The sequence below is a fragment of the Glutamicibacter ardleyensis genome, assembly GCF_014644555.1.
GTDB classification, from domain to species: Bacteria; Actinomycetota; Actinomycetes; order Actinomycetales; family Micrococcaceae; genus Glutamicibacter; species Glutamicibacter bergerei.
On the sequence record NZ_BMKX01000001.1, the window covers coordinates 956,874 to 975,928 of the forward strand.

At 58.0% G+C, this 19,055-nt stretch carries 18 protein-coding genes and 1 riboswitch; of the genes, 8 read left to right on the forward strand and 10 right to left on the reverse strand.

The features are described 5' to 3' along the window. Window positions 1-181: 181 nt before the first annotated feature. The 6 genes from IEX04_RS04310 to IEX04_RS04335 all read right to left on the reverse strand — a co-directional run bounded on the left by IEX04_RS04310 (window position 182) and on the right by IEX04_RS04335 (window position 6,358). Entirely contained in the window at window positions 182-1,453 is a 1,272-nt protein-coding gene (locus tag IEX04_RS04310) for a uracil-xanthine permease family protein (protein WP_188683944.1), read from the reverse strand. Window positions 1,454-1,482: 29 nt separating this feature from the next. Then, window positions 1,483-2,919 (reverse strand): bifunctional hydroxymethylpyrimidine kinase/phosphomethylpyrimidine kinase, encoded by a 1,437-nt coding sequence (gene thiD / locus IEX04_RS04315; RefSeq protein ID WP_188683946.1) that lies wholly within the window; start codon window positions 2,917-2,919, stop codon window positions 1,483-1,485. Further along, on the reverse strand, window positions 2,916-3,557 hold the full coding sequence (gene thiE, locus IEX04_RS04320; RefSeq protein ID WP_188683948.1) for a thiamine phosphate synthase: 642 nt from the start codon (window positions 3,555-3,557) through the stop codon (window positions 2,916-2,918). The genes thiD and thiE overlap by 4 nt, the downstream gene beginning before the upstream one ends. Then, a complete protein-coding gene (gene thiM, locus IEX04_RS04325) occupies window positions 3,550-4,344 on the reverse strand; it encodes a hydroxyethylthiazole kinase (RefSeq protein ID WP_188683949.1) in 795 nt (264 codons plus the stop codon). Before thiM ends, thiE begins: the two co-directional genes overlap by 8 nt. Further along, window positions 4,334-4,428: riboswitch (TPP riboswitch) on the reverse strand. It overlaps the preceding gene by 11 nt. Window positions 4,429-4,463: 35 nt before the next feature. Then, window positions 4,464-4,832, reverse strand: a complete 369-nt coding sequence (locus IEX04_RS04330) for a GntR family transcriptional regulator (protein WP_096257268.1) — start codon at window positions 4,830-4,832, stop codon at window positions 4,464-4,466. Further along, window positions 4,829-6,358, reverse strand: a complete 1,530-nt coding sequence (locus IEX04_RS04335; RefSeq protein ID WP_188683951.1) for a hypothetical protein — start codon at window positions 6,356-6,358, stop codon at window positions 4,829-4,831. The genes IEX04_RS04330 and IEX04_RS04335 overlap by 4 nt, the downstream gene beginning before the upstream one ends. 85 nt (window positions 6,359-6,443) lie before the next feature. Between IEX04_RS04335 and IEX04_RS04340 the strand changes: the two genes are divergently transcribed. Then, the gene (locus IEX04_RS04340) at window positions 6,444-7,877 is read left to right on the forward strand and encodes an aldehyde dehydrogenase family protein (RefSeq protein WP_188683953.1); all 1,434 of its coding nucleotides are present in this window, start codon (window positions 6,444-6,446) and stop codon (window positions 7,875-7,877) included. 76 nt (window positions 7,878-7,953) lie between these two features. Next, window positions 7,954-9,396 carry an amino acid permease gene (locus IEX04_RS04345; protein WP_096257274.1) on the forward strand — a complete coding sequence of 481 codons (1,443 nt, stop codon included), beginning with the start codon at window positions 7,954-7,956 and terminating at the stop codon, window positions 9,394-9,396. Here IEX04_RS04345 and pgm read toward each other — a convergent pair. After that, on the reverse strand, window positions 9,368-10,984 hold the full coding sequence (gene pgm, locus IEX04_RS04350; RefSeq protein ID WP_188683955.1) for a phosphoglucomutase (alpha-D-glucose-1,6-bisphosphate-dependent): 1,617 nt from the start codon (window positions 10,982-10,984) through the stop codon (window positions 9,368-9,370). The two genes, IEX04_RS04345 and pgm, sit on opposite strands and share 29 nt — an antisense overlap. A gap of 52 nt (window positions 10,985-11,036) precedes the next feature. On the opposite strand from pgm, the gene IEX04_RS04355 reads away from it, so the two are divergent. The 3 genes from IEX04_RS04355 (at window position 11,037) to IEX04_RS04365 (ending at window position 12,382) form a co-directional block, all read left to right on the forward strand. Then, window positions 11,037-11,354, forward strand: coding sequence for a DUF4190 domain-containing protein (locus IEX04_RS04355; RefSeq protein WP_096257277.1), 318 nt, complete (start codon window positions 11,037-11,039; stop codon window positions 11,352-11,354). Window positions 11,355-11,426: 72 nt separating this feature from the next. Then, window positions 11,427-12,176, forward strand: a complete 750-nt coding sequence (locus IEX04_RS04360) for a hypothetical protein (protein WP_141392976.1) — start codon at window positions 11,427-11,429, stop codon at window positions 12,174-12,176. Window positions 12,177-12,178: 2 nt separating this feature from the next. Beyond that, complete coding sequence (locus IEX04_RS04365) at window positions 12,179-12,382, forward strand: helix-turn-helix domain-containing protein (protein ID WP_096257281.1); 204 nt, start codon at window positions 12,179-12,181, stop codon at window positions 12,380-12,382. A 50-nt stretch (window positions 12,383-12,432) separates the two neighbouring features. Here IEX04_RS04365 and IEX04_RS04370 read toward each other — a convergent pair whose 3' ends face one another. Both IEX04_RS04370 and IEX04_RS04375 read right to left on the reverse strand, forming a co-directional pair. After that, complete coding sequence (locus IEX04_RS04370) at window positions 12,433-13,890, reverse strand: peptide MFS transporter (RefSeq protein WP_188683957.1); 1,458 nt, start codon at window positions 13,888-13,890, stop codon at window positions 12,433-12,435. Between the two features lie 94 nt (window positions 13,891-13,984). Then, window positions 13,985-15,331: an amidase gene (locus IEX04_RS04375; RefSeq protein ID WP_096257285.1), complete on the reverse strand. Its 1,347-nt coding sequence runs from the start codon at window positions 15,329-15,331 to the stop codon at window positions 13,985-13,987. 67 nt (window positions 15,332-15,398) lie between these two features. Between IEX04_RS04375 and IEX04_RS04380 the strand changes: the two genes are divergently transcribed. Further along, a complete protein-coding gene (locus IEX04_RS04380; RefSeq protein ID WP_096257286.1) occupies window positions 15,399-15,725 on the forward strand; it encodes a rhodanese-like domain-containing protein in 327 nt (108 codons plus the stop codon). After that, complete coding sequence (pheA, locus tag IEX04_RS04385; protein ID WP_096257288.1) at window positions 15,722-16,645, forward strand: prephenate dehydratase; 924 nt, start codon at window positions 15,722-15,724, stop codon at window positions 16,643-16,645. Before IEX04_RS04380 ends, pheA begins: the two co-directional genes overlap by 4 nt. On the opposite strand, the gene IEX04_RS04390 is transcribed toward pheA, so the two are convergent. After that, the gene (locus tag IEX04_RS04390) at window positions 16,642-17,688 is read right to left on the reverse strand and encodes a diacylglycerol/lipid kinase family protein (RefSeq protein WP_188683959.1); all 1,047 of its coding nucleotides are present in this window, start codon (window positions 17,686-17,688) and stop codon (window positions 16,642-16,644) included. The two genes, pheA and IEX04_RS04390, sit on opposite strands and share 4 nt — an antisense overlap. A gap of 38 nt (window positions 17,689-17,726) precedes the next feature. Here IEX04_RS04390 and serS point away from each other — a divergent pair, with 38 nt between their 5' ends. Continuing rightward, window positions 17,727-19,004 (forward strand): serine--tRNA ligase, encoded by a 1,278-nt coding sequence (serS, locus tag IEX04_RS04395; RefSeq protein WP_188683961.1) that lies wholly within the window; start codon window positions 17,727-17,729, stop codon window positions 19,002-19,004. The last annotated feature ends 51 nt before the right edge of the window (window positions 19,005-19,055 follow it).

A 19,055-nucleotide genomic window follows, 5' to 3' on the forward strand; every position in this document is an offset into this window, starting at 1 on the left:
CGTCATAAATAGGAAAGAATCCTTACAATTTGATTTTGGGCTCCGCGGAATCGACGCAAACCAACCCCGGGTTCATGCGAAATTCTGAAGCGCCAGCAGTGATCCGTGACGGGTTGAAGATTAAACAAAAACCGGCACTATGAACATCGTCACAATGCCGGTCCGTTGATCGGTTCAAAAGCTACGCATCAACCTGTGTCAGGTCGGTTCCGCGAAGTTTTGCCACGGTAGTCATCAGATGGAAAACGACCAGGGTAGCGATAGTACCCAGCGCGATACCGCCCATCTGGAACTGGCCAAAGACTAAGTCTTGGGTCACTGCGATCGCAATGATCAGGCCGGTGCCGGCGGTCATCAAGTTGATCGGGTTACCAAAATCAACCTTCGCCTCGATCCACAAGCGGGCACCAACGATACCGATCATGCCGTACAGCACGATCCCCAGTCCGCCGATGACTCCCACCGGAACGGTATTGATCAGTGCGCCGAACTTCGGCAAGAAGGCCAACGCCATGGCCGCAATTGCGGCCACCCAATAAGCGGCGGTGGAATATACCCGCGAGGCAGCCATGACGCCGATGTTTTCCGCATAGGTAGTCGTCGCGGAACCGCCACCAACGCCTGCCACCACGGTGCCGATGCCGTCGGCCATCAAGGCGCGGCCGTTAAACTTCGATAAATCCTTGCCGGTCATCAGACCCACCGTGCGCACGTGACCGATGTTCTCCGCAATCAATACGAAGACCGCCGGTAGGAACATCAGTGCCACATTAAAGTCGAAACTCGGAGTGTGGAATGCGGGCAGGCCCAGCCAAGCTGCCTGACCTACCGGGGTGAAATCCACCTGGCCCTGAACCAACGCAATTAAGTACCCGATAACCAGGCCCACCAAAATAGACAAGCGGCCCAGCAAACCTTTAAACGCAACGGTGGACAGCACCACCGCGAGCACCGTCAAGAAGGTAGTGGCGGGGAAATCGCGCATCGGCGCGAGGGTAGCGCTAGCCAGGTTCAGGCCGATCAGCGCGACGATGGTACCCATGACCACCGGGGGCATGAGCGCATGAATCCAGCGAGTACCGGTCTTGGCCACGATCAACCCGACGATAAACAGCGCTGCGCCGGTCATCACGATGCCGCCCAGCGCCGCAGAGAAATCGTCACCGACGGTAGAGGCAGTCACCGGGGCAATGAGCGCAAAAGAGGAACCCAAATAGCTGGGCACCTTATTCTTGGTCATCAGCAAGAAGATGATGGTCGCGACACCGGTAAACAGCAAGGTCGTAGTGACCGGGAAACCGGTCAATGTTGGTACCAAAATGCTAGCGCCAAACATCGCCAGAATGTGCTGGACTCCGATGGAAATGGTCTGCGGCCAATGCAGCCGCTCATCCGGGGCAACAACCTCACCTTCGGTGATGGTCTTCCCGTTGCCGTGAATGCTCCACTTCATGCGTTCCTCCAGAATTCGTAGCCCCGCGTTTAGGCCGTAGAGAAGTCTACGCCCTGGGCATGGGACTGCGCGAAGAATGACAGCTCATGTTCGGCCGAACGCCTGAACGCATCCCACATTCTGCTCCGGGTGGTCGGGTCGGCAAGCTGCCAGGCTTCGGTCACCATGTTGATCGCCTGCGCGGTGGCCTCATCAAATTCGACCGAACTATAGGTGGATAGCCAGCTCTCATAACGGTGACCAGGATGGTTTGCGGCGCTCAGCCGGTTGCCGATGTCCTGATAGATCCAATAACACGGCAGGATCGCGGCGATCAGTTCCGCATAGTTTCCCGCGCAGGAGCTCAGATGGTTGACGTAGTTCAGCGTGGTGTCGCTCGGTTCGGGAGATAAATTACGCAATTCACTGCGGTGCAGCTGCAATTCACCTTCCAAGATCCCCTGCGCGCCCTTAGCCCAGAACCGTTGTGCCTCGATTTGCGGGGCCAGCGTGCTGGCTTGCGTGAGCACCTGCGCGTAACGCTGCAGATAGAGGGCATCTTGGGCCAGATAATATTCGAATCTCTCGCGTTCCAAGGTTCCCGCGGAGAGCTCGATAATAAACTGCAGCTCATCGATGCCTGCACGTAGCTGACCAATGTCTCGCCACCACTGGGCCATCGGGTCGCTGGACACTGGCGGCAGCAACGCGGCGAAGTGATTCACCGGGCCGTGTCCACTGCCCACCTTGAGCTCATCGGCCGCGGCAATCGCCGTATGAAGGTAGTTTTTGGCTGCTCCCAGTGCGGCGGCCCAGTCGCCGAGCAGCGCATACTGTGTGGCCAGTGCGCTAGATAGCGTACAACCGGTACCGTGGGTGTTTTTTGTGGACAGCCGTTGACTATCAAAACTGGCGATCAACCCCTCGGGGCCAACCAGTGCATCGGGGCACCTGTCGCTGGGAAGATGCCCGCCTTTGGCCACCACCAGCACCGAGTATTTAGCAGCCAGACGTCCAGACTGTGCCACCAATTCTTCCCAGTTGCTGACCTGTTCCTCGCCGAGCAACGCGGCAAGTTCCGCGGTATTCGGGGTGAGCACATCTGCCCGGGTTAACAACGCGTCCAAGGCCGAATCAGTCTCCAGCAGCCGGTCCCCGCTCGTGGCGATCATTACCGGATCCAATACCACCGGAGCACTGAGCGTTTCTAACCAGGCAGCAACCGCCGCGACAATCTGCGAATTTGCCAGCATCCCGATCTTGACCGCATCGATGTGTACGTCCTGGGATACCGAGGTGAGTTGTTTAGCCACGAACTGCGCATCGATGGGCAGCACTGCGTCCACGCCGTGGGTATTTTGCGCGGTGAGTGCGGTAATCACACACATGCCGTATCCGCCATTGGCTCCGATGGTCTTCAGATCTGCTTGGATCCCCGCGCCCCCGGATGGGTCGGATCCGGCGATGGAAAGAATGTTTGGACTCATTTGGCTGCCTCCCAAATGCTGAGCAGTTCGGCGCTCGCCGAATGCGGATCCTCGGCGGAGCAGATGGCGCGCACTACGGCCATACCGGCTGCCGCGCCGGTTCGTAATGCTGGCGCATCGGCTGCGGTGAGCGAGCCGATTGCCACGCAGGGCAGTGTGGTCAGTGCTGCGGCTCGGGCAAAACCAGCTAAACCTAATGGGGTCGGATGGTCTTTTTTCGTGGGAGTAGCGCGAATCGCGCCGACCCCCAAATAATCTAGGTACTGCGCCTGGTCATTGGCGTGAGCAAGCTGTTCATCGGTGGAGGCACTCAGACCGATGATTCCCTCACCAATGATCTTCCGGGCGTAGGAAACCGGAATATCCTTCTGGCCGATGTGAATTCCTGTGACCGCGGCGCCGGCGGCGCGAGCTGCCAAAAACACGTCGATCCGATCGTTGACCAGTAATTCTGCCTTGCCGGCGGTGAGCCGTGCTGCGGCACAAGTCAGTTCGAAAAATTCGCGAGCACTTTCATCTTTGGCGCGCAACTGCACCCATTGAACGCCAGCGGCTACCGCTGACTCAATAACTTCTAGGGTGCTGCGTGGCTGGCAGCTTTGGGTGTTGGCCACGAGGTAAATTCCGAGATCACGCATGGTTTGCCTCCTGAAGGCGCAGATTGAGCAGTTCTTCCGGGGCGAATAATGAGAGTTCGTCGAGGAAAGCCGAGGCAAAACTTCCCGGACCGCGGCTGAGCGCCAACGCATTCTCGGCGGCCAGGCCATACATGCCGTGAGCTGCAATAGTTGCCTCAAACGGGTCATCGGTGATCGCCAGCATGCCGGCACACACCGCGCCCAGCGCGCACCCACCCCCGGTTATCCCGGTCAGGCCGATGCCATTGCTATGCACCAAGGTGGTGCGCGTGGCATCAATAATCGCGTCGGCTGCCCCAGAAATTGCCACCACGCTCCCGTAATTCTGGGCCAGTTCGCGTCCTGCGGAGATCGCTGCGGATACGGTGTCCTGCGCGTCTACTCCGCGCCCGGTGGACTGATACCCAGCCAGTGCGAGGATTTCTGAGGCATTGCCGCGGATTAGCGTGGGGTGTTGGGCAAGGATCTTTCGGGCGAATTCGGTGCGCACCGGCAAGGCGCCCACTGCCACAGGATCCAATACCCAAGGTGTTCCCGCTTTGGTCGCACCGCGCACCGCTTCGTCCATTGCGCGTAGTTGTTCGGTGCTCGGCGTGCCTAGATTCACCAATACCGCGGACGCTACGGCTGCGAAAGGACCGGCCTCTCCCGGAAGGTTTGTCATCGCCGGGGCCGCACCGGAAGCTAGTAGTACATTGGCGGTGAAATTTGTGACCACAGTGTTGGTCAGGCAAAACACCAAGGGTGATTGTTGCCGATACTTTTGGGCAACGGTCACTAGAGTCATGCGACATCCCTCCGCTAGTTTGAACTAGTTCAGGTTCGACGGGTCTCATCTCAGTCGGTGAATCCGACACCCCGTGTCACTGGGTCGAGCGTACTCAGGTTAGTGCTCGAACATCAAGTTCATCCCCGCGTCCGGCGTTGCACGAGCGCTTTGACCGTCAGTTCGTCGATGCCTTGTTCGCGGGCTAAGCGCCACACTTTATCCACCGCTTCAATCAGCTCATTGCTAATCTCTTCCGTAGCGGGCACGGAGTTAACCACGGTTCCGGCACGCCGGCGGGAGGTCACCAGCCCGGCAGCTTCAAGTTCTTTATAGGCACGTGCCACGGTCCCCGAAGCTACCCCTAAATCGGTTGCCAACGCGCGCACGGTGGGTAACTTACTGCCCGTAGGTAACTCGCCGAGCGAAATGAGGGAAGAAATTTGCGTGCGGATCTGCGCATAAGGTGGCAATGCAGCATTCAGATCCACAAAAATATGTTGGCTCATACCAGCTGACGTACCTTCGCCGCTGGCCGAGCCAGGAAGATGACCGCCGGGCAACAAAACACGATTACCGCAGCGGCCCACAGGTACGGGGCTGGCGCATAGCCCCAGCCCGGCATCATTATGATGGCAGCGGTCACGGTGCGCAGCGCTCGAAATTCCAGCACCCGACGGTACCAAATTTCTTGCTCAGCACTGACCTGCCAGGGTAGGGACACCCGTCGAGCCCACCAGATGTAGCCGGCGGTCAGCACAAGGACCGCGAGGACCATGAGCAGTGCAAAAGTCGGACCGACTTTGACCAGCCCCCAGAAATATTTTAATGGGGGGTTGATCAGTAGATAGCCACTGACGATGATCAAAATCCCGGCAAGTATATATACATAGCGTGGAAGGTTCCGGATATTTCGTGCCTGGTGGTGAACGGATTTGGAGCTGTGGTGCACATATCCCAAGTACCCGGCGTTTAACGCGAGGTACAGGGCGACAAAGCCGGCCAGTAGCAGCATCACCTGTGGGGCATCCTCCCCGGGGCGTGTGTCGAAGCTAATTTCGGCCTGCCTGGACCATGGCATCAGGGCCATCCCCACCAGGCTGAGTGCGGTGGTGATGAAGCCTAGGGAGAAGAGATTTTCGCGCATGCGCGAAAATGCGCTGCTCGGCACGGTGTCCGCATTCTTAACAAAGTTTGCGGGAGGTGCCCACGCGGCCACAAGAATGAAAATGAGCAACATCGCAAAATTTCCGACGTTCTGCCATATCCGATAATCATCTGCCTCGGGGTACAGGTTGAGTAACCAGGAAGACTTGTACTGCAGTGCCGCCACGCCCACGGTGGCGAAGCCAAGGATTGCGGTGCGTAAGAGTCGATTCAGCCAGACCGCACGGATTACCTGATTGTCGTGGGGAGTCAGCGATCCCAATGGTTTGCGGAACAGAATCAAGGCCGTGGCGATAAGCAGCGCAAGACCTAACGAAGCCAGGCTCAGAGAATATAACGGAATGAGTGTTGCGGCCTCAGCCAACCCTTCCTGCGCGCTTTGCAGAGTCCCGCCGCCGCCCGTGGAATCGAAGGTCTCCACGGCAAATTGTGCCGGATATCCTGCGACATCACGGATGAAGAATAGTGCGGTTGCGGAGCCAAAAAATACTAGCACTGCAATCAGGCTCAGCGCCCGGGGCAACGGGGTGAACACCGAGCGAGGTTCCAATGAGGCGGCACGCACGGCGGTGACCGACTTCGGCCACGAATAAAGTCCCAGCAGGTAGATCAGCAGTAACCAGAGGCCCGGGTTGATGGCGTCAATAACCTCCGCGACACCAATGTCCGTTCCTGTGACGGTATTTTTGAGATCTCCGGCCGAGCCAGAAGTGCAGACGAAGAAAGCGATCAGCGCGCACCAGAAGGAATGCGAGCGTGCTCGGGTGAGCGCCGGGCGATTGTCTTGCTGGGCTACTAAGCGTAGCCACAGGTAGATCAAGGCGGCACCGATTGCGATTCCGAATGTGGCGGAGGAGAGCTGATCCATAATTTCCTTCGTTGGCTGAAAACTAATGTAGCAACTACTTGATACAAACGGAAGGTCTTGGCAGCTAATGAAGTAGCATCAACCCATGGGTCTCTTCACCTCTAATCCTTTGCCCGATCCCGTCAGCGACTCTGCGCCACCGGTCGATGAACATCCCTTGCGTATTGCAGCGGTCTTAGAACATCTGCGTCATTCCGCGGACACACGCATCACTCACCCGCGGCGTTTTCGCGCCGGGCAGCTACGCGCCCTAGAAAAAATGCTGGCAGAACGTACCGGGGAGTTCGTTGATGCGCTAAATCAGGATCTGGGGAAGGGGGCCACGGAAGCAAAGTTCAGCGAGATTGACGTGGTCCGAGCGGAAATTGACCATGCCCAGAAGCACCTCGCAGAGTGGATGGACTCCACTAGCGTGAAGGTGCCACTCGCACTGCAACCGGCCATCGCAAAGGTCGAGCCGCGCCCGTTAGGCGTAGTACTAATTATTGGGCCGTGGAACTATCCACTGCAGTTGATGCTCGCCCCGTTAGTTGCTGCCATCGCCGCTGGTAACGCCGCGCTACTGAAACCCTCCGAGCTCGCCCCGGTTACCTCCGGGGTGTTGGCCAAACTCCTACCGATGTATCTGGATTCCCGGGTTTATGCGGTAGTCGAGGGCGGTGTGGATACCGCCACGGAGCTCCTTGCAGCGCGCTGGGATCACATTTTTTACACCGGCGGAGAAAAGGTCGCCCGCATCGTGGCGCAGGCCGCGGCGACACATCTGACCCCCACCACGCTGGAGCTAGGTGGCAAGAGCCCAGCCGTGGTTGATAACCACCTCTTGCCAACCGCCAAGCGTCTGGCCTATGCGAAGTTCATGAATGCAGGCCAAACCTGTGTCGCTCCGGACTACGTGCTGTCCTTCGCAGATACCGATGCACTGATTAACCGTCTGGGCCAGGCAATCACCAGTTTTTACGGCAAGGATCCAATCAACCATCAGGATTTTGGGCGCATCATCAGCCGCAACCACTTTGACCGACTTGTGAGCATGCTCGACTCGGGCGATGTTTCCCACGGTGGTGACTACGACGAGCAAACGCTGCGCATCGCACCGACCATCATGCGCAACGTTGATCTGGACTCGCCGTTGATGACAGAAGAAATCTTCGGTCCCATTCTGCCGGTCATCGAGGTGTCCTCATTTGATGAGGCGCTCGAATTTATCGCCGCGCGCCCTTCCCCGTTGGCTGCCTATCTGATGAGTGAGTCCCCGCGGCTGCAGTCAATCTTTTCCGATCGGGTGCGCGCGGGCGCCATCGTGCACAATGCGCCACTGGCTCAAATGGTTATTCCGTCATTGCCCTTTGGTGGGGTGGGCGCTAGCGGAATGGGCTCGTATCACGGCAAGTTTGGCTTCGATCGTCTTTCGCAAATTCGTTCTGAACTGAGCAAAACGACGGTCATTGACACTCTGAGCGCAATATATCCTCCATATACCTGGGCTAAGCGAAAGATTATCGATCGCTTACTGTAGCGCGGTTCATAGCTGTTGAGTCGTCCGAGGTGGAATGCTTGTTAAGGCCCAAAAACCTTAATTCAGGAGCATTCGCATGACCAAGCCCGCAGCCCCCACCGATGGCTTAAAGCGCGGTCTCAAAGCCCGCCATATGCAGATGATCGCCATTGGCGGGTCTATCGGCACCGGGCTCTTTGTAGCCTCCGGTGGCACTATCGCTCAAGCTGGACCCGGCGGATCGCTGCTGGCCTATGCGCTCATCGGCGCGATGGTGTTGCTCTTGATGCAATCACTGGGTGAAATGAGCGCACGGCTTCCGGTCTCCGGTTCCTTCCAGACCTACGCCTCGGTCTTCGTCAACCGCCACTTTGGCTTCGCGATCGGCTGGAACTACTGGTTCAACTGGGCCATTACCGTAGCCGCGGAGCTGGTGGCGGCAGGCATCATCATGTCTTACTGGCTGCCAGATGTTCCGGGATGGATCTGGGCGGGTGTCTTCTTGCTGCTACTCACCGGGCTGAACGCGCTGTCCACCAAGGCCTTCGGCGAAAGTGAATACTGGCTCGCGATGATCAAGGTCATCACCGTCATCGTCTTTCTGGCCTGCGGTATCGCGATGATCTTGGGCATTATGGGTGATAGCACCCCGGGCTTCAGCAACTGGTCAAACGGAGACGCGCCCTTCGTGGGCGGCTGGCTTTCGGTGGTATCGGTGTTCATGATCGCCGGCTTCTCCTTCCAGGGCACCGAGCTAGTTGGTGTGGCCGCAGGTGAAGCGGAGAATCCGCAGCGCGATATTCCCAAGGCCATCAAGGCGATCTTCTGGCGCATCATGCTCTTCTACGTGGGCGCAATCTTCATTATTGGCACGCTGCTTCCATACGCCGATCCGAGCCTGCTTTCCAGCGGGGAAGCTGACATTGCCAGCTCTCCGTTCACTATGGTCTTCGAGCGGGCGGGTATCGCCTTTGCTGCCGCGTTGATGAACGCGGTGATCCTGTCTGCGATTCTCTCGGCGGGCAACTCTGGGCTATATGCCTCAGCTCGCATGCTTTACTCGATGGCCCTTGATGGCAAGGCCCCGAAGATCTTTGCTCGCCTAAACCGTCGTGGTGTTCCGGTCCCCGCGATGTTATTGACTGCTTCGGTAGGACTTTTCGGGTTCCTCACCGCAATTATTGGCCAGGGCTCTGCCTATACTTGGTTGCTCAATGTCTCCGGACTCTCCGGGTTTATCGCCTGGGTGGGTATTGCGGTAAGTCATTACAAGTTCCGCAAGGCATACATAGCCAGTGGTCAGGACCTGGCAAAACTGCCCTATAAGGCACCACTATTCCCGTTGGGGCCTATCCTTGCTTTTGTCATCTTGATCGTGGTGATCGCCGGACAGAACTACGAGGCAGTCGTTCAAGGCCGCGTGCTAGAGGTGCTCTCCAGCTACATCGGTCTACCGCTCTTCCTGCTACTCTGGGCGGGCCACTGGTGGGTGACCCGCAAACAACCAGAGGTTAAGATCGATCCGTGGACCCTGCGCTAAGCGCAGCATTTACGATGACCTGCGCCTCGCGCAAAACCTGCGCGAGGTGCTCTGCAGAACGCGTGGACTCCGCATAAATCTTGTAGATATCTTCGGTTCCCGAGGGGCGTGCGGCAAACCAAGCGTGCTCGCTGGAGACCTTCAGCCCGCCGATGGCAAAACCCGAGGCCTCGGTGCGCTTTGTGGTGATCTGGTCCCCGGCGAGTTCGGTTGCCGTGACAGCTTGCGGGTTTAGCTTGCCCAGAACCGATTTCTGTTCACGGTTAGCCGGCGCGTCAAACCGGTCGTAGAAGCTTGCGCCATGCTCGGCTACTAGCTCGGCATGGCGCTGGCTTGGGCTTTGGCCCGTGACCGCACGAATCTCGCTGGCCAGGAGCGCCAACATGAGCCCGTCCTTGTCAGTGCTGAATGCCTGACCGGTGAAATCCAAGAAGCTGGCTCCAGCGGATTCCTCTCCGCAGAACGCCACCTTGCCTGAGGCCAGCGGTTCGACGAAGTATTTGAAACCTACTGGCACCTCGCGCAGTACACGGCTGTGTGCGGCAACTACCTTGTCGATCAGCACCGAGGAGACCAGCGTCTTGCCGATTTGTGCATCTGCGGGCCACTGAGGGCGGTGGGTCAGTAGGTAATCGATCGCTACCGCCAAAAAGTGGTTCGGGTTCATCAGCCCGGCATCCGGGGTGACAATACCGTGGCGGTCGGCATCCGCATCATTGCCCGTGGAGATGTCGAATTTGTCGCGGTTGGCTACCAGCGAAGCCATCGCATGTGCCGAGGAACAGTCCATCCGGATCTTGCCATCTTTATCTAAGGTCATGAATCCAAAGCGCGGATCCACCTGTTCGTTGACCACGGTCAAGTTCAACCCGTAGCGCCGGCCAATCTCGGCCCAGTAATGTACCGAGGCGCCACCTAGCGGATCGGCGCCAATCGAAATACCAGAATCGGCAATCGCTTTAAAGTCGATCACCGTAGCCAAATCGGTGATGTACAGTTCACGGAAATCAAAATCTTGGGCATGAGCGGTTCCGCGAAGAATTTCCCCGGTGACCATGAGTTCATTGGCGCGCGCTGCGATTGGTGCGGTGATTTCGGATTCTGCTGGACCGCCGTGTGGTGGGTTGTATTTGATACCACCGTCCGCAGGAGGGTTGTGCGAAGGCGTGATAATCAGCCCATCGGCTTGGTCTCCACCACCCGCATTGTGCACCAAGATGGCGTGGCTGACCGCAGGAGTTGGCGTCAGGCCTGAGTCGGCAAACACCGCTACATCATTGCCGGATAAGACCTCTAGGACGGTCCGGTAGGCCGGCTCGGATAGCGCATGGCTGTCCTTGCCCACGTACATTGGCCCGGTGATTCCCGCACCCTTGCGGTAATCCACCACGGCTTGGGTAATGGCCGCGATATGAAGTTCGTTGAAGGTTCCGTTCAGCGAGCTGCCGCGGTGACCGGAGGTGCCGAAAATAACTGCCTGGTCTGGGTTGTCGGCCGCTGGGCGGATCGATGAGTAAGATTCAAGGACAGCATCTAGGTCGATGAGATCTGCTTCGCGGGCAGGTGTCCCGGCGCGTTCGTGGGCCATGTTCTCTCTTATCTTTGTGCTTCTGCCCGGGTTCATAGAATAATCAAAAGTGATGACTTACTACCCGAGCAATCCGTATCAGCAGCCACGTCAGCCAGTAGGGCTTTCGACGGCGTCGCTTGTGCTGGGCATCTTATCGATGCTCGGCCTATGTCTACTTATCTTAGTTCCCTTGGCCGGTGTTATTACCGGCCATATGGGGTATCGGCGCGAACCGACCGTCCGGGGGCTGAGTCTGGCGGGCTTGATTACCTCGTGGGTAGGGCTAGCTATTGGTGTCCTGTTCTATGCGTTTATCATCTGGGCCATCTGGTTTTCGGTTGGATATGCTGAAAACTTCGACTATTCCGGGCTCAACGATTTCGCGTAATCGTGTAGTTTTTCCTGACATTTGGGACTAGCATAACGATTATCGTTAATAACGACTATCGTTAGGTTTGTGATGTCTGGCTTCTCCTTTGGAATAAGCGCCGTGCTTGTCATCGTGGTTTTGGCTTTAGTGCTTTACGCAGTCTTTGGCTCCGGACGAGTGCAGGCCGTCGTAGACTTCACGCGTCGCATCGCGATCGTTGCACTTGTGAGCGTTGGTTTCGCCATCATTGCTCAGGTGGTGTCGGCGCTGTCGGATCCGCAGGTGCAACTCGAAGTTCCTGTCGAGCCTTACTGGCCGGAATATCCGCACGTCACCGACGTCTCTCCAGATCATGGCGGGAATGTCACCGCGCAGATCAACGAGGTACTGATTACCAGCGGTTCGCTCAGCGCCGGAACCAGAGTTCTGCTCGCAACCGGTGCACTCTGCGAAGGTCTGGCGGTATGCGCGGTGATTCTCTCGGTGATCTTGTTATGCAACAAGTTGCGCGTAGGCAAACCCTTCACCGCGAGCCTGCGTAAAACCGCACGGGTCGTAGCGACAATACTTGGTTTCGGCACCACGTTGGGACAGATCCTCAATGGATTCGGCGCCAGCTTCGCCGGCGAGGAGTCGTTACATATCGATAGTTTTGTCAGCACCGCACAGAGTTTCGAGGCATCCTCTCCGTGGCCCGAACCCACCTTCGCGATTTACTTCGAATTTAATTCGCTGTTCATCGCCTTGGGGATCTTTGTGGTCGCCGAGCTGGTGACCGCCGGGCTGCGACTAACCGAGCAAAACAATCGACTCACGGCCGATACCGAGGGACTGGTCTAGCGATGGAGCACGTACATTGCAGGCTTGGGGATTTGTTGGCCGAACGTGACATGACCCTAGTGCACCTAAGCGAACTTGTTGATGTCTCGGTGGTCAATCTTTCGATCTTGAAAAATGACCGCGCAAAGGCAATCCGCTTTTCCACGTTGGTAGCCATATGCCAGGCGCTTGATTGCGAAATCGGCGAGCTACTAGTACTTAAATAAAAAAACAGGCCCCACCCGAGGGTGAAGCCTGCCTTTGAAGCTTTGAGCCCTTAGAGCACGGAGCCCATGAGCTTCTTCAAAGCCGGGGTAGCTGCAATCATTGCCAGACCCAGCACGATGGCGGTACCGCCCATCGCGATGAAGTAAGGGATTTCATTGCCTGCAACGTAGTAACCGGCCAACACGCCAGACAGCGTGGTGCCCAGCGATACGGACAGGAAGAACAGTGCGATCATCTGCGTACCGAAAGCCGCCGGAGCCAGCTTGGTGGCCACCGCCTGGCCGATCGGGGAAAGTAGCAACTCGGCGATGGTGCACAGCAACAAGATGCCAACTAGCGCCAACAGCGGTGTCATTTCCAGCGATTCGAGCGGAATGAAGCACAAGAATGCCGCACCCACGACTACCAAAGCCAAGCCGAACTTCACCGAGGTGCGCGGCTGGCGGTTGCCCAACTTGGTCCACAATCCTGCGAAAACACTGGCCAACAAGATAATGAAGACCGGGTTAATCGACTGGACCCAGCTGGCAGGCATTTCCCAGCCACCGAGGTGACGATCCAAACGGGTGTCGGAGTAGGCCGCGATGAAGGTGAACTGTTGCTGGAACAATGCCCAGAAGGCTGCCGAGCCGATGTAGAACGGGATAAAAGCCCAGACATGCTTCCGCTCGGTGGCATCAATTTTCTTGCTGCGCAAGATCAATACGAAGTACACCACCGAGGCGGCGATGACTACGTAGGCGATGGTGCTTGCAAGGTTTGCCGGGGTGACGATCTTCAGCGCGAAGACCAATACGATCAGAACCACGATGGCTGCGAAGATCCCGATGTAGCGTTTGCGTTCGCCGACAGGCAGTGGGTTTGCTATTAGTCCCGCGGTCTCCGGAAGATTTTTGCGACCCTTGGAGTAGATCAACAGGCCAATGGCCATACCTACGGCAGCGGCGCCGAAGCCCACATGGAAGCCGAACTGCTTGTGCAACAGGCCGGTCAGTAGCGGGCCGAGTAGACCGCCAACGTTCACGCCCATGTAGAACAGTGAGAAGCCCGCGTCAATGCGTGAGTCTTCCTTGGAGTACAGCGAACCGACCAAGGCCACTGCGTTGGCTTTCAGGCCACCGGAGCCGATGGCCACCAGGATCAGACCAATGGTGAGTCCAACGTAGCCCGGCAATAATGCCAGCGCGACGTGGCCGGCCATGATGCCGATCGCGGAGAAGAAGAGTACTCGTTCGGAACCGAAGAGTCGGTCCGAGAGCCAAGCGCCCAAAATGGTGGACAGGTATACGGCGCCGCCGTAGGCGCCGACCAGTGACAGTGCTAAGCCCTGATCCATCCCGAGGCCACCGGCGGTGACTTCGTAGTACATGTAATAGGCCAGTAGGGCCTGCATGCCGTAGAAGGAGAAACGCTCCCACATCTCGACACTAAAGAGGTTTGCGAGCGCGCGCGGGTGACCGAAGAAGGTTTTATCCGTGCCCGTGGTGCTCGAAGTAACAGTAGACATACGTTACATTTTTCGCGCTTTTAGGAGCAAGTGCCTACTTTAGCGATCTATTTCACATGTTTCATATACCGCTGGTATCGGCTAAATTCCCGGTTCACTTGCCCAATTGTTTGGCCAACGCCAAAAGCAGCCCCTCATCGGCACGTGGCGAAATGAGTTGCACGCTCATCGGCATCCCGGAGCTGGAATTGCTGATTGGAACGGTGATGGCGGCTACCGAAGAAACGTTCACCATCGAGGTGTAGGGGGTGTACTGACACTGTCGCATGTAATCGGTATCCGCATCCGAGTCAGTAAAGTAGCCGACCTCAGGTGGCGTCGAGGCCATTGCCGGAGTGAGGATCACGTCATGAGCGGACCATTGTCGCACAAAGTCTGCCGAAATTTGTTTGAGCCTAGCGGCCGCCTGCAGGCTGACCTCCATGCTGCGCGCTGCGGAGCGTTGCCGGAAATCCCTTGCCAAGTCACCGAGCAGCCCCTCGTCTTCGAGCTGAATATGGCGCAGCCCATTGCTCCACACCCGGAGAAAGGACTCGGGGTAGTCGCTGGCGTAGCGCAGATCCGCTGGCTCCACCCGGTGGCGCTCAGACAATAGCTGCTTGGCGCGCTCAAAAGCCTGCAGCGCAGCGGGCTGCAAGGAAATCGAATAGGCGCTTTCGAAAGGAGAATGCGTGCTGTAACCGATCCGCAACCCCTTGAGCCGCTCCGGATAGCTGCCACGCAGCAGTGGTAGGTAATGGTCGGAGCCGCGCATCGCGTCGAGCAACATCGCGGCGTCCAAGGAATCGTGGGCCAGCGGGCCGGAAACCGTCAATTTCGGCGCACCAAAGCTATCTAGGTAACCATCAACCACATCACTGGGGATCCGACCCAGGGAGGGCTTGAGTCCCACCAGGCCACAAGACGCGGCAGGTATGCGCACCGAACCGCCCCCATCGGATCCTGGCCCAACGGGAATCATCCCCGCGGCGATCGCCGCCGCCTGTCCACCCGAGGAACCCCCCGAGGTCAATCGTGGGTCAAGCGGGTTGCGCGACGGTGGGGCGACAAGGTTCTCTGAATAACTGCTCAAACCAAATTCCGGAACCTGCGTTTTGCCGGTAATCACCACACCTTCGGACCGTAAGCGTGCCACCAGCGGATGATCTGCTCGCGCCACATGATGCTTCATTGCCGCGGTCCCATAGGTGGTGGGCATGCCGGTGACCTCATTGAGGTCCTTGAATGCCGTGGGAAGACCATGTAAGCGCCCGATCTGCCCGCGCACCTGCCGCTCGTCTGCCGCAGCCGCGGCATCCATCGCATCGGGGGATACGTACACAAAGGCGCCCAGCGAGCTCAGCTCGTCGATGCGACGCAGATAGTGTTCGGTGACCTCGCGGCTAGAACGTTCTCCACTGGCCAGCTCATCACGCAATTTCAGGGCGCTTCTTGTCTTCATGTCGGCTTTCGAGGCGGGGAATGGATAGTCTTATAAGCAAACACCCAACCAGAGAGGAAAGCCAACCATGAGCAACTTTGAGACTGTTCAGGTCACCGACGTACCTAAGGACGCATTGATTCTTGACGTCCGTGAGGACTTCGAATGGGAAGCGGGCCGCGCGACCGGAGCCAAGCACATCGTGCTCGGTGAACTGCCTACCCGTGTCGAGGAACTGGACCCCGACGTTGATACCTACGTTATCTGCCGCACCGGTGGCCGTTCGGCACAGGCTGCCGCGTGGTTGACCGGCCTAGGCTATACCGCGTTTAATATCGCCGGTGGTTCCGATGCCTGGCTGGAAGCCAAGCTTCCGATGGATGCCGACAACGGTGCGGAACCTACCGTTCGATGAAATATGCCTATCTAGGCCCGGCGGGCACCTTCACCGAGGCGGCTTTGCTGCAGGTCCCCGGAGCCGGGGATTGTGAGCGAATTGCTGCCAGCAGCGTTAATAGCGCACTGGAGATGGTCCGCTTAGGACAGGCAGATGCCGCGATGGTCCCGATCGAAAACTCGGTAGAGGGCGGAGTCTCGGCCACATTGGATGCCATTGCTGCCGGGGAATCGTTACAGATTGTCGCCGAAGTGCTGGTCCCGATTAGTTTTGTGTTGGCGGTGCGCGAGGGAATTACTTCACTCGAACAGATCCGGGAGATTTCCACTCACGGACACGCTTGGGCACAGTGCCGGCATTGGGCGGAAACCAACATACCCGCTGCCAGCTTCACCCCGGCCTCATCCACTGCTTCCGGTGCGTTGGGTCTATTGGACCCAGAGACCCACCACGACGCCGCGATTTGCTCACCCTTGGTGGCGAAGGAGAAAAACCTCAAGGTGTTGGTGCGCGAGGTGGAAGATCACGCCGGGGCGGTAACTCGCTTTATCCTTGTCACCCGGCCCGGAGCCATTCCGGCGCCAAGCGGTGTGGATAAGTCAACGCTGATCCTGCCGTTGTCCGAGGACCGGCCCGGAGCGTTGATGGAATTTCTGGAGCAGTTCACCGCTCGTGCGGTGAACCTTTCACGGATTGAGTCACGCCCTACCGGCGCGGGGCTCGGGCACTACTTCTTCTCCGTAGACGTTGAAGGTCATATTGCTGAAGAACGTGTCTCCGCGGCGCTCGCCGGATTACACAGATTGTGCCCGGAACTGCGCTTCTTGGGATCTTACCCGGCGGCGCAGGGCACCCGCCCGTTCATCGATACGCACAATTCAGATAGTGCGTTTGTCGAATCCCGGGCGTGGGTGCAGTCGCTCAAATCGCGCCTCTAAGGGGTGCGAATACGCAACGCCGAAGGGCTGATGGTAACTTTCAGCTCGTTGACCTGACCTGTTGGGTCGCCGTCGATCTGTGTATTCATAGGTTCCGCGCAGCGCAATGAGACCTCGGTGGTTTGGTAGAAACTCATCACCGGGATCTTGTTGCGCGAGCGGAAAGCGGTCTTCAACAAGATCCAACCCCAGCCGGCCGCCGACCGCGGGGAGAGCACTACCGCATCGAGAATTCCGTCGTCGATCTTCGCGTCCGGGACAAAGTCCACGCCCTGCAACTTGCCACAGTTGGCGAAAAGCACGGAGCGAACCTTACGAGTCTGCCAGGCCTCATCGTCGGAAAGCTTAAATTCGACCTTTTTGCGTTGTCCGGGAAGCTGGCGCAACCCGGCCTCCGAATATGCCAACCAGCCCACCTTGGATTTCAACTCTTCATCGGTATCGTCAAAGAGGTCCGCGTCGGTGCCGACGCCGGCGATCACCAGGAACGCATGATCCGCCTTCGTGCCATCGAGCAGGTTCAGTTTCATATGGCCCACATCAATGCGTCGCACCATGCCCCGCACGGCGACTAACGCGGCGGTGTGCAAGTCATCAAGCGGCACCTCAATATTGCGCGCCAGCAGGTTGCCGGTGCCTAAGGGAAGCAGTCCCAGGGTGCAATCGGTGCCTTCGAGCACTTCTCCGACGGCGCGAATCGTGCCGTCGCCACCGGCCGCGATAATTGTGTCGCATCCGGCATCGATCGCCTTTTGAGCAGCTTCTTGGCCCGCGTTATCGGGGGTGGTTTCAAAAACCAGTGGCTCTTCCAGCCCCGCTTCTGCGCATACGTGTTTGACCGCGTCACGTGCCTTGTCGGCACCTGACTTGGACGGATTAATGACTAGTCCGACCTTCTTAGACTCGGATTGCTCCTTGATCGAAGGCTCTTTGCTGATCGGTTTGCTCGTGTGCGAAAGCTTACGCACGGAGTACCCAGTAACGCCCGCAAGCACTGCCGCGGCGCCGGCTACAGAAATTAAGATCACGCGGTTTGTCTGCATAGTGCTCTCATCGTACTCAAGATTGCTACGCTTAAGATGTGATCGACCTGAAAATGCTCACCGATAATCCGGAAATGTACCGCGCCTCGCAACGCGCGCGCGGTGCCGACGAAGCGCTAATCGACCAGCTTATTGAGGCTGATTCGGCGCGTCGCGAGACCATAAGCACCTACGAGCGCCTGCGCGCGGAGCAGAATGCCTTCTCCAAGAAGGTTGGCGCCGCTAAGGGCGAGGAACGTGCAGCACTGCTGGCGGAGGTCAAGGAACTGGCGGCTTCCGTGAAGGCTGCCCAAGCAGCTTCCGACGAAGCGGCTGCTAAGTGCACCTCGTTGCAGCGCTCCATCCCGAACCTGATCGCCGATGGCATCCCGTCCGGCGGTGAAGACGACTTCGCGCTGGTGAAGACCGTCGGCACCCCGCGCGACTTTGCCGCCGAGGGTTTTGAACCGCTGGACCACCTGCAGATCGCCGAGAAACTCGGCGCGATCGACATGGAACGCGGCGCAAAGGTCTCCGGTTCACGCTTTTACTTCCTCAAGGGCATCGGTGCCCGCCTGGAAATAGCGATGATGAACATGGCGCTGGATCTTGCGGTCGAGCGTGGCTTCATTCCGATGATCACTCCGACATTGGTCCGACCAGAAACTATGCAGGGCACCGGTTTCGACGTTGAACACGACGACGAGATCTACAAGCTGGAGCGCGACGACCTTTACCTGGTCGGCACCTCCGAGGTGGCGTTGGCCGGTTACCACGCCAACGAGATCATGGACCTAACTGATGGCCCGATCCGCTATGCCGGGTGGTCCTCCTGCTACCGCCGTGAGGCTGGCTCCGCGGGTAAGGATACTCGGGGCATTATTCGCGTGCACCAGTTCAACAAGCTCGAAATGTTCATCTACACCACGGTCGAAGAGGCCGCCGGAGAACACGAACGCTTGCTGGCTATGGAAGAAGAAATGCTTGGACGCATGGAACTTCCTTACCGGGTCATCGATACCGCCGCGGGTGACCTCGGCATGAGTGCCGCACGCAAGTTCGACTGCGAGGCTTGGGTGCCAACACAGGAAACCTTCCGCGAACTGACCTCGACCTCGAACTGCACGACCTTCCAGTCGCGTCGACTTAACATTCGTGAACGTGAAGTTGTTGACGGCAAGCCGGGCAAAACGCGCGCGGTAGCTACCTTGAACGGAACGCTTGCCACCACCCGCTGGATCGTTGCGATTCTGGAAAACCACCAGAACGCGGACGGCACGGTCAACGTGCCCAAGGCGCTGCAGCCTTATCTTGGTGGACTCAAAATCATGAAGTAAAGCGAACGTCGACCGGCCCCACAAGGGCCGGTCGATTTTCTTTTAACCAGC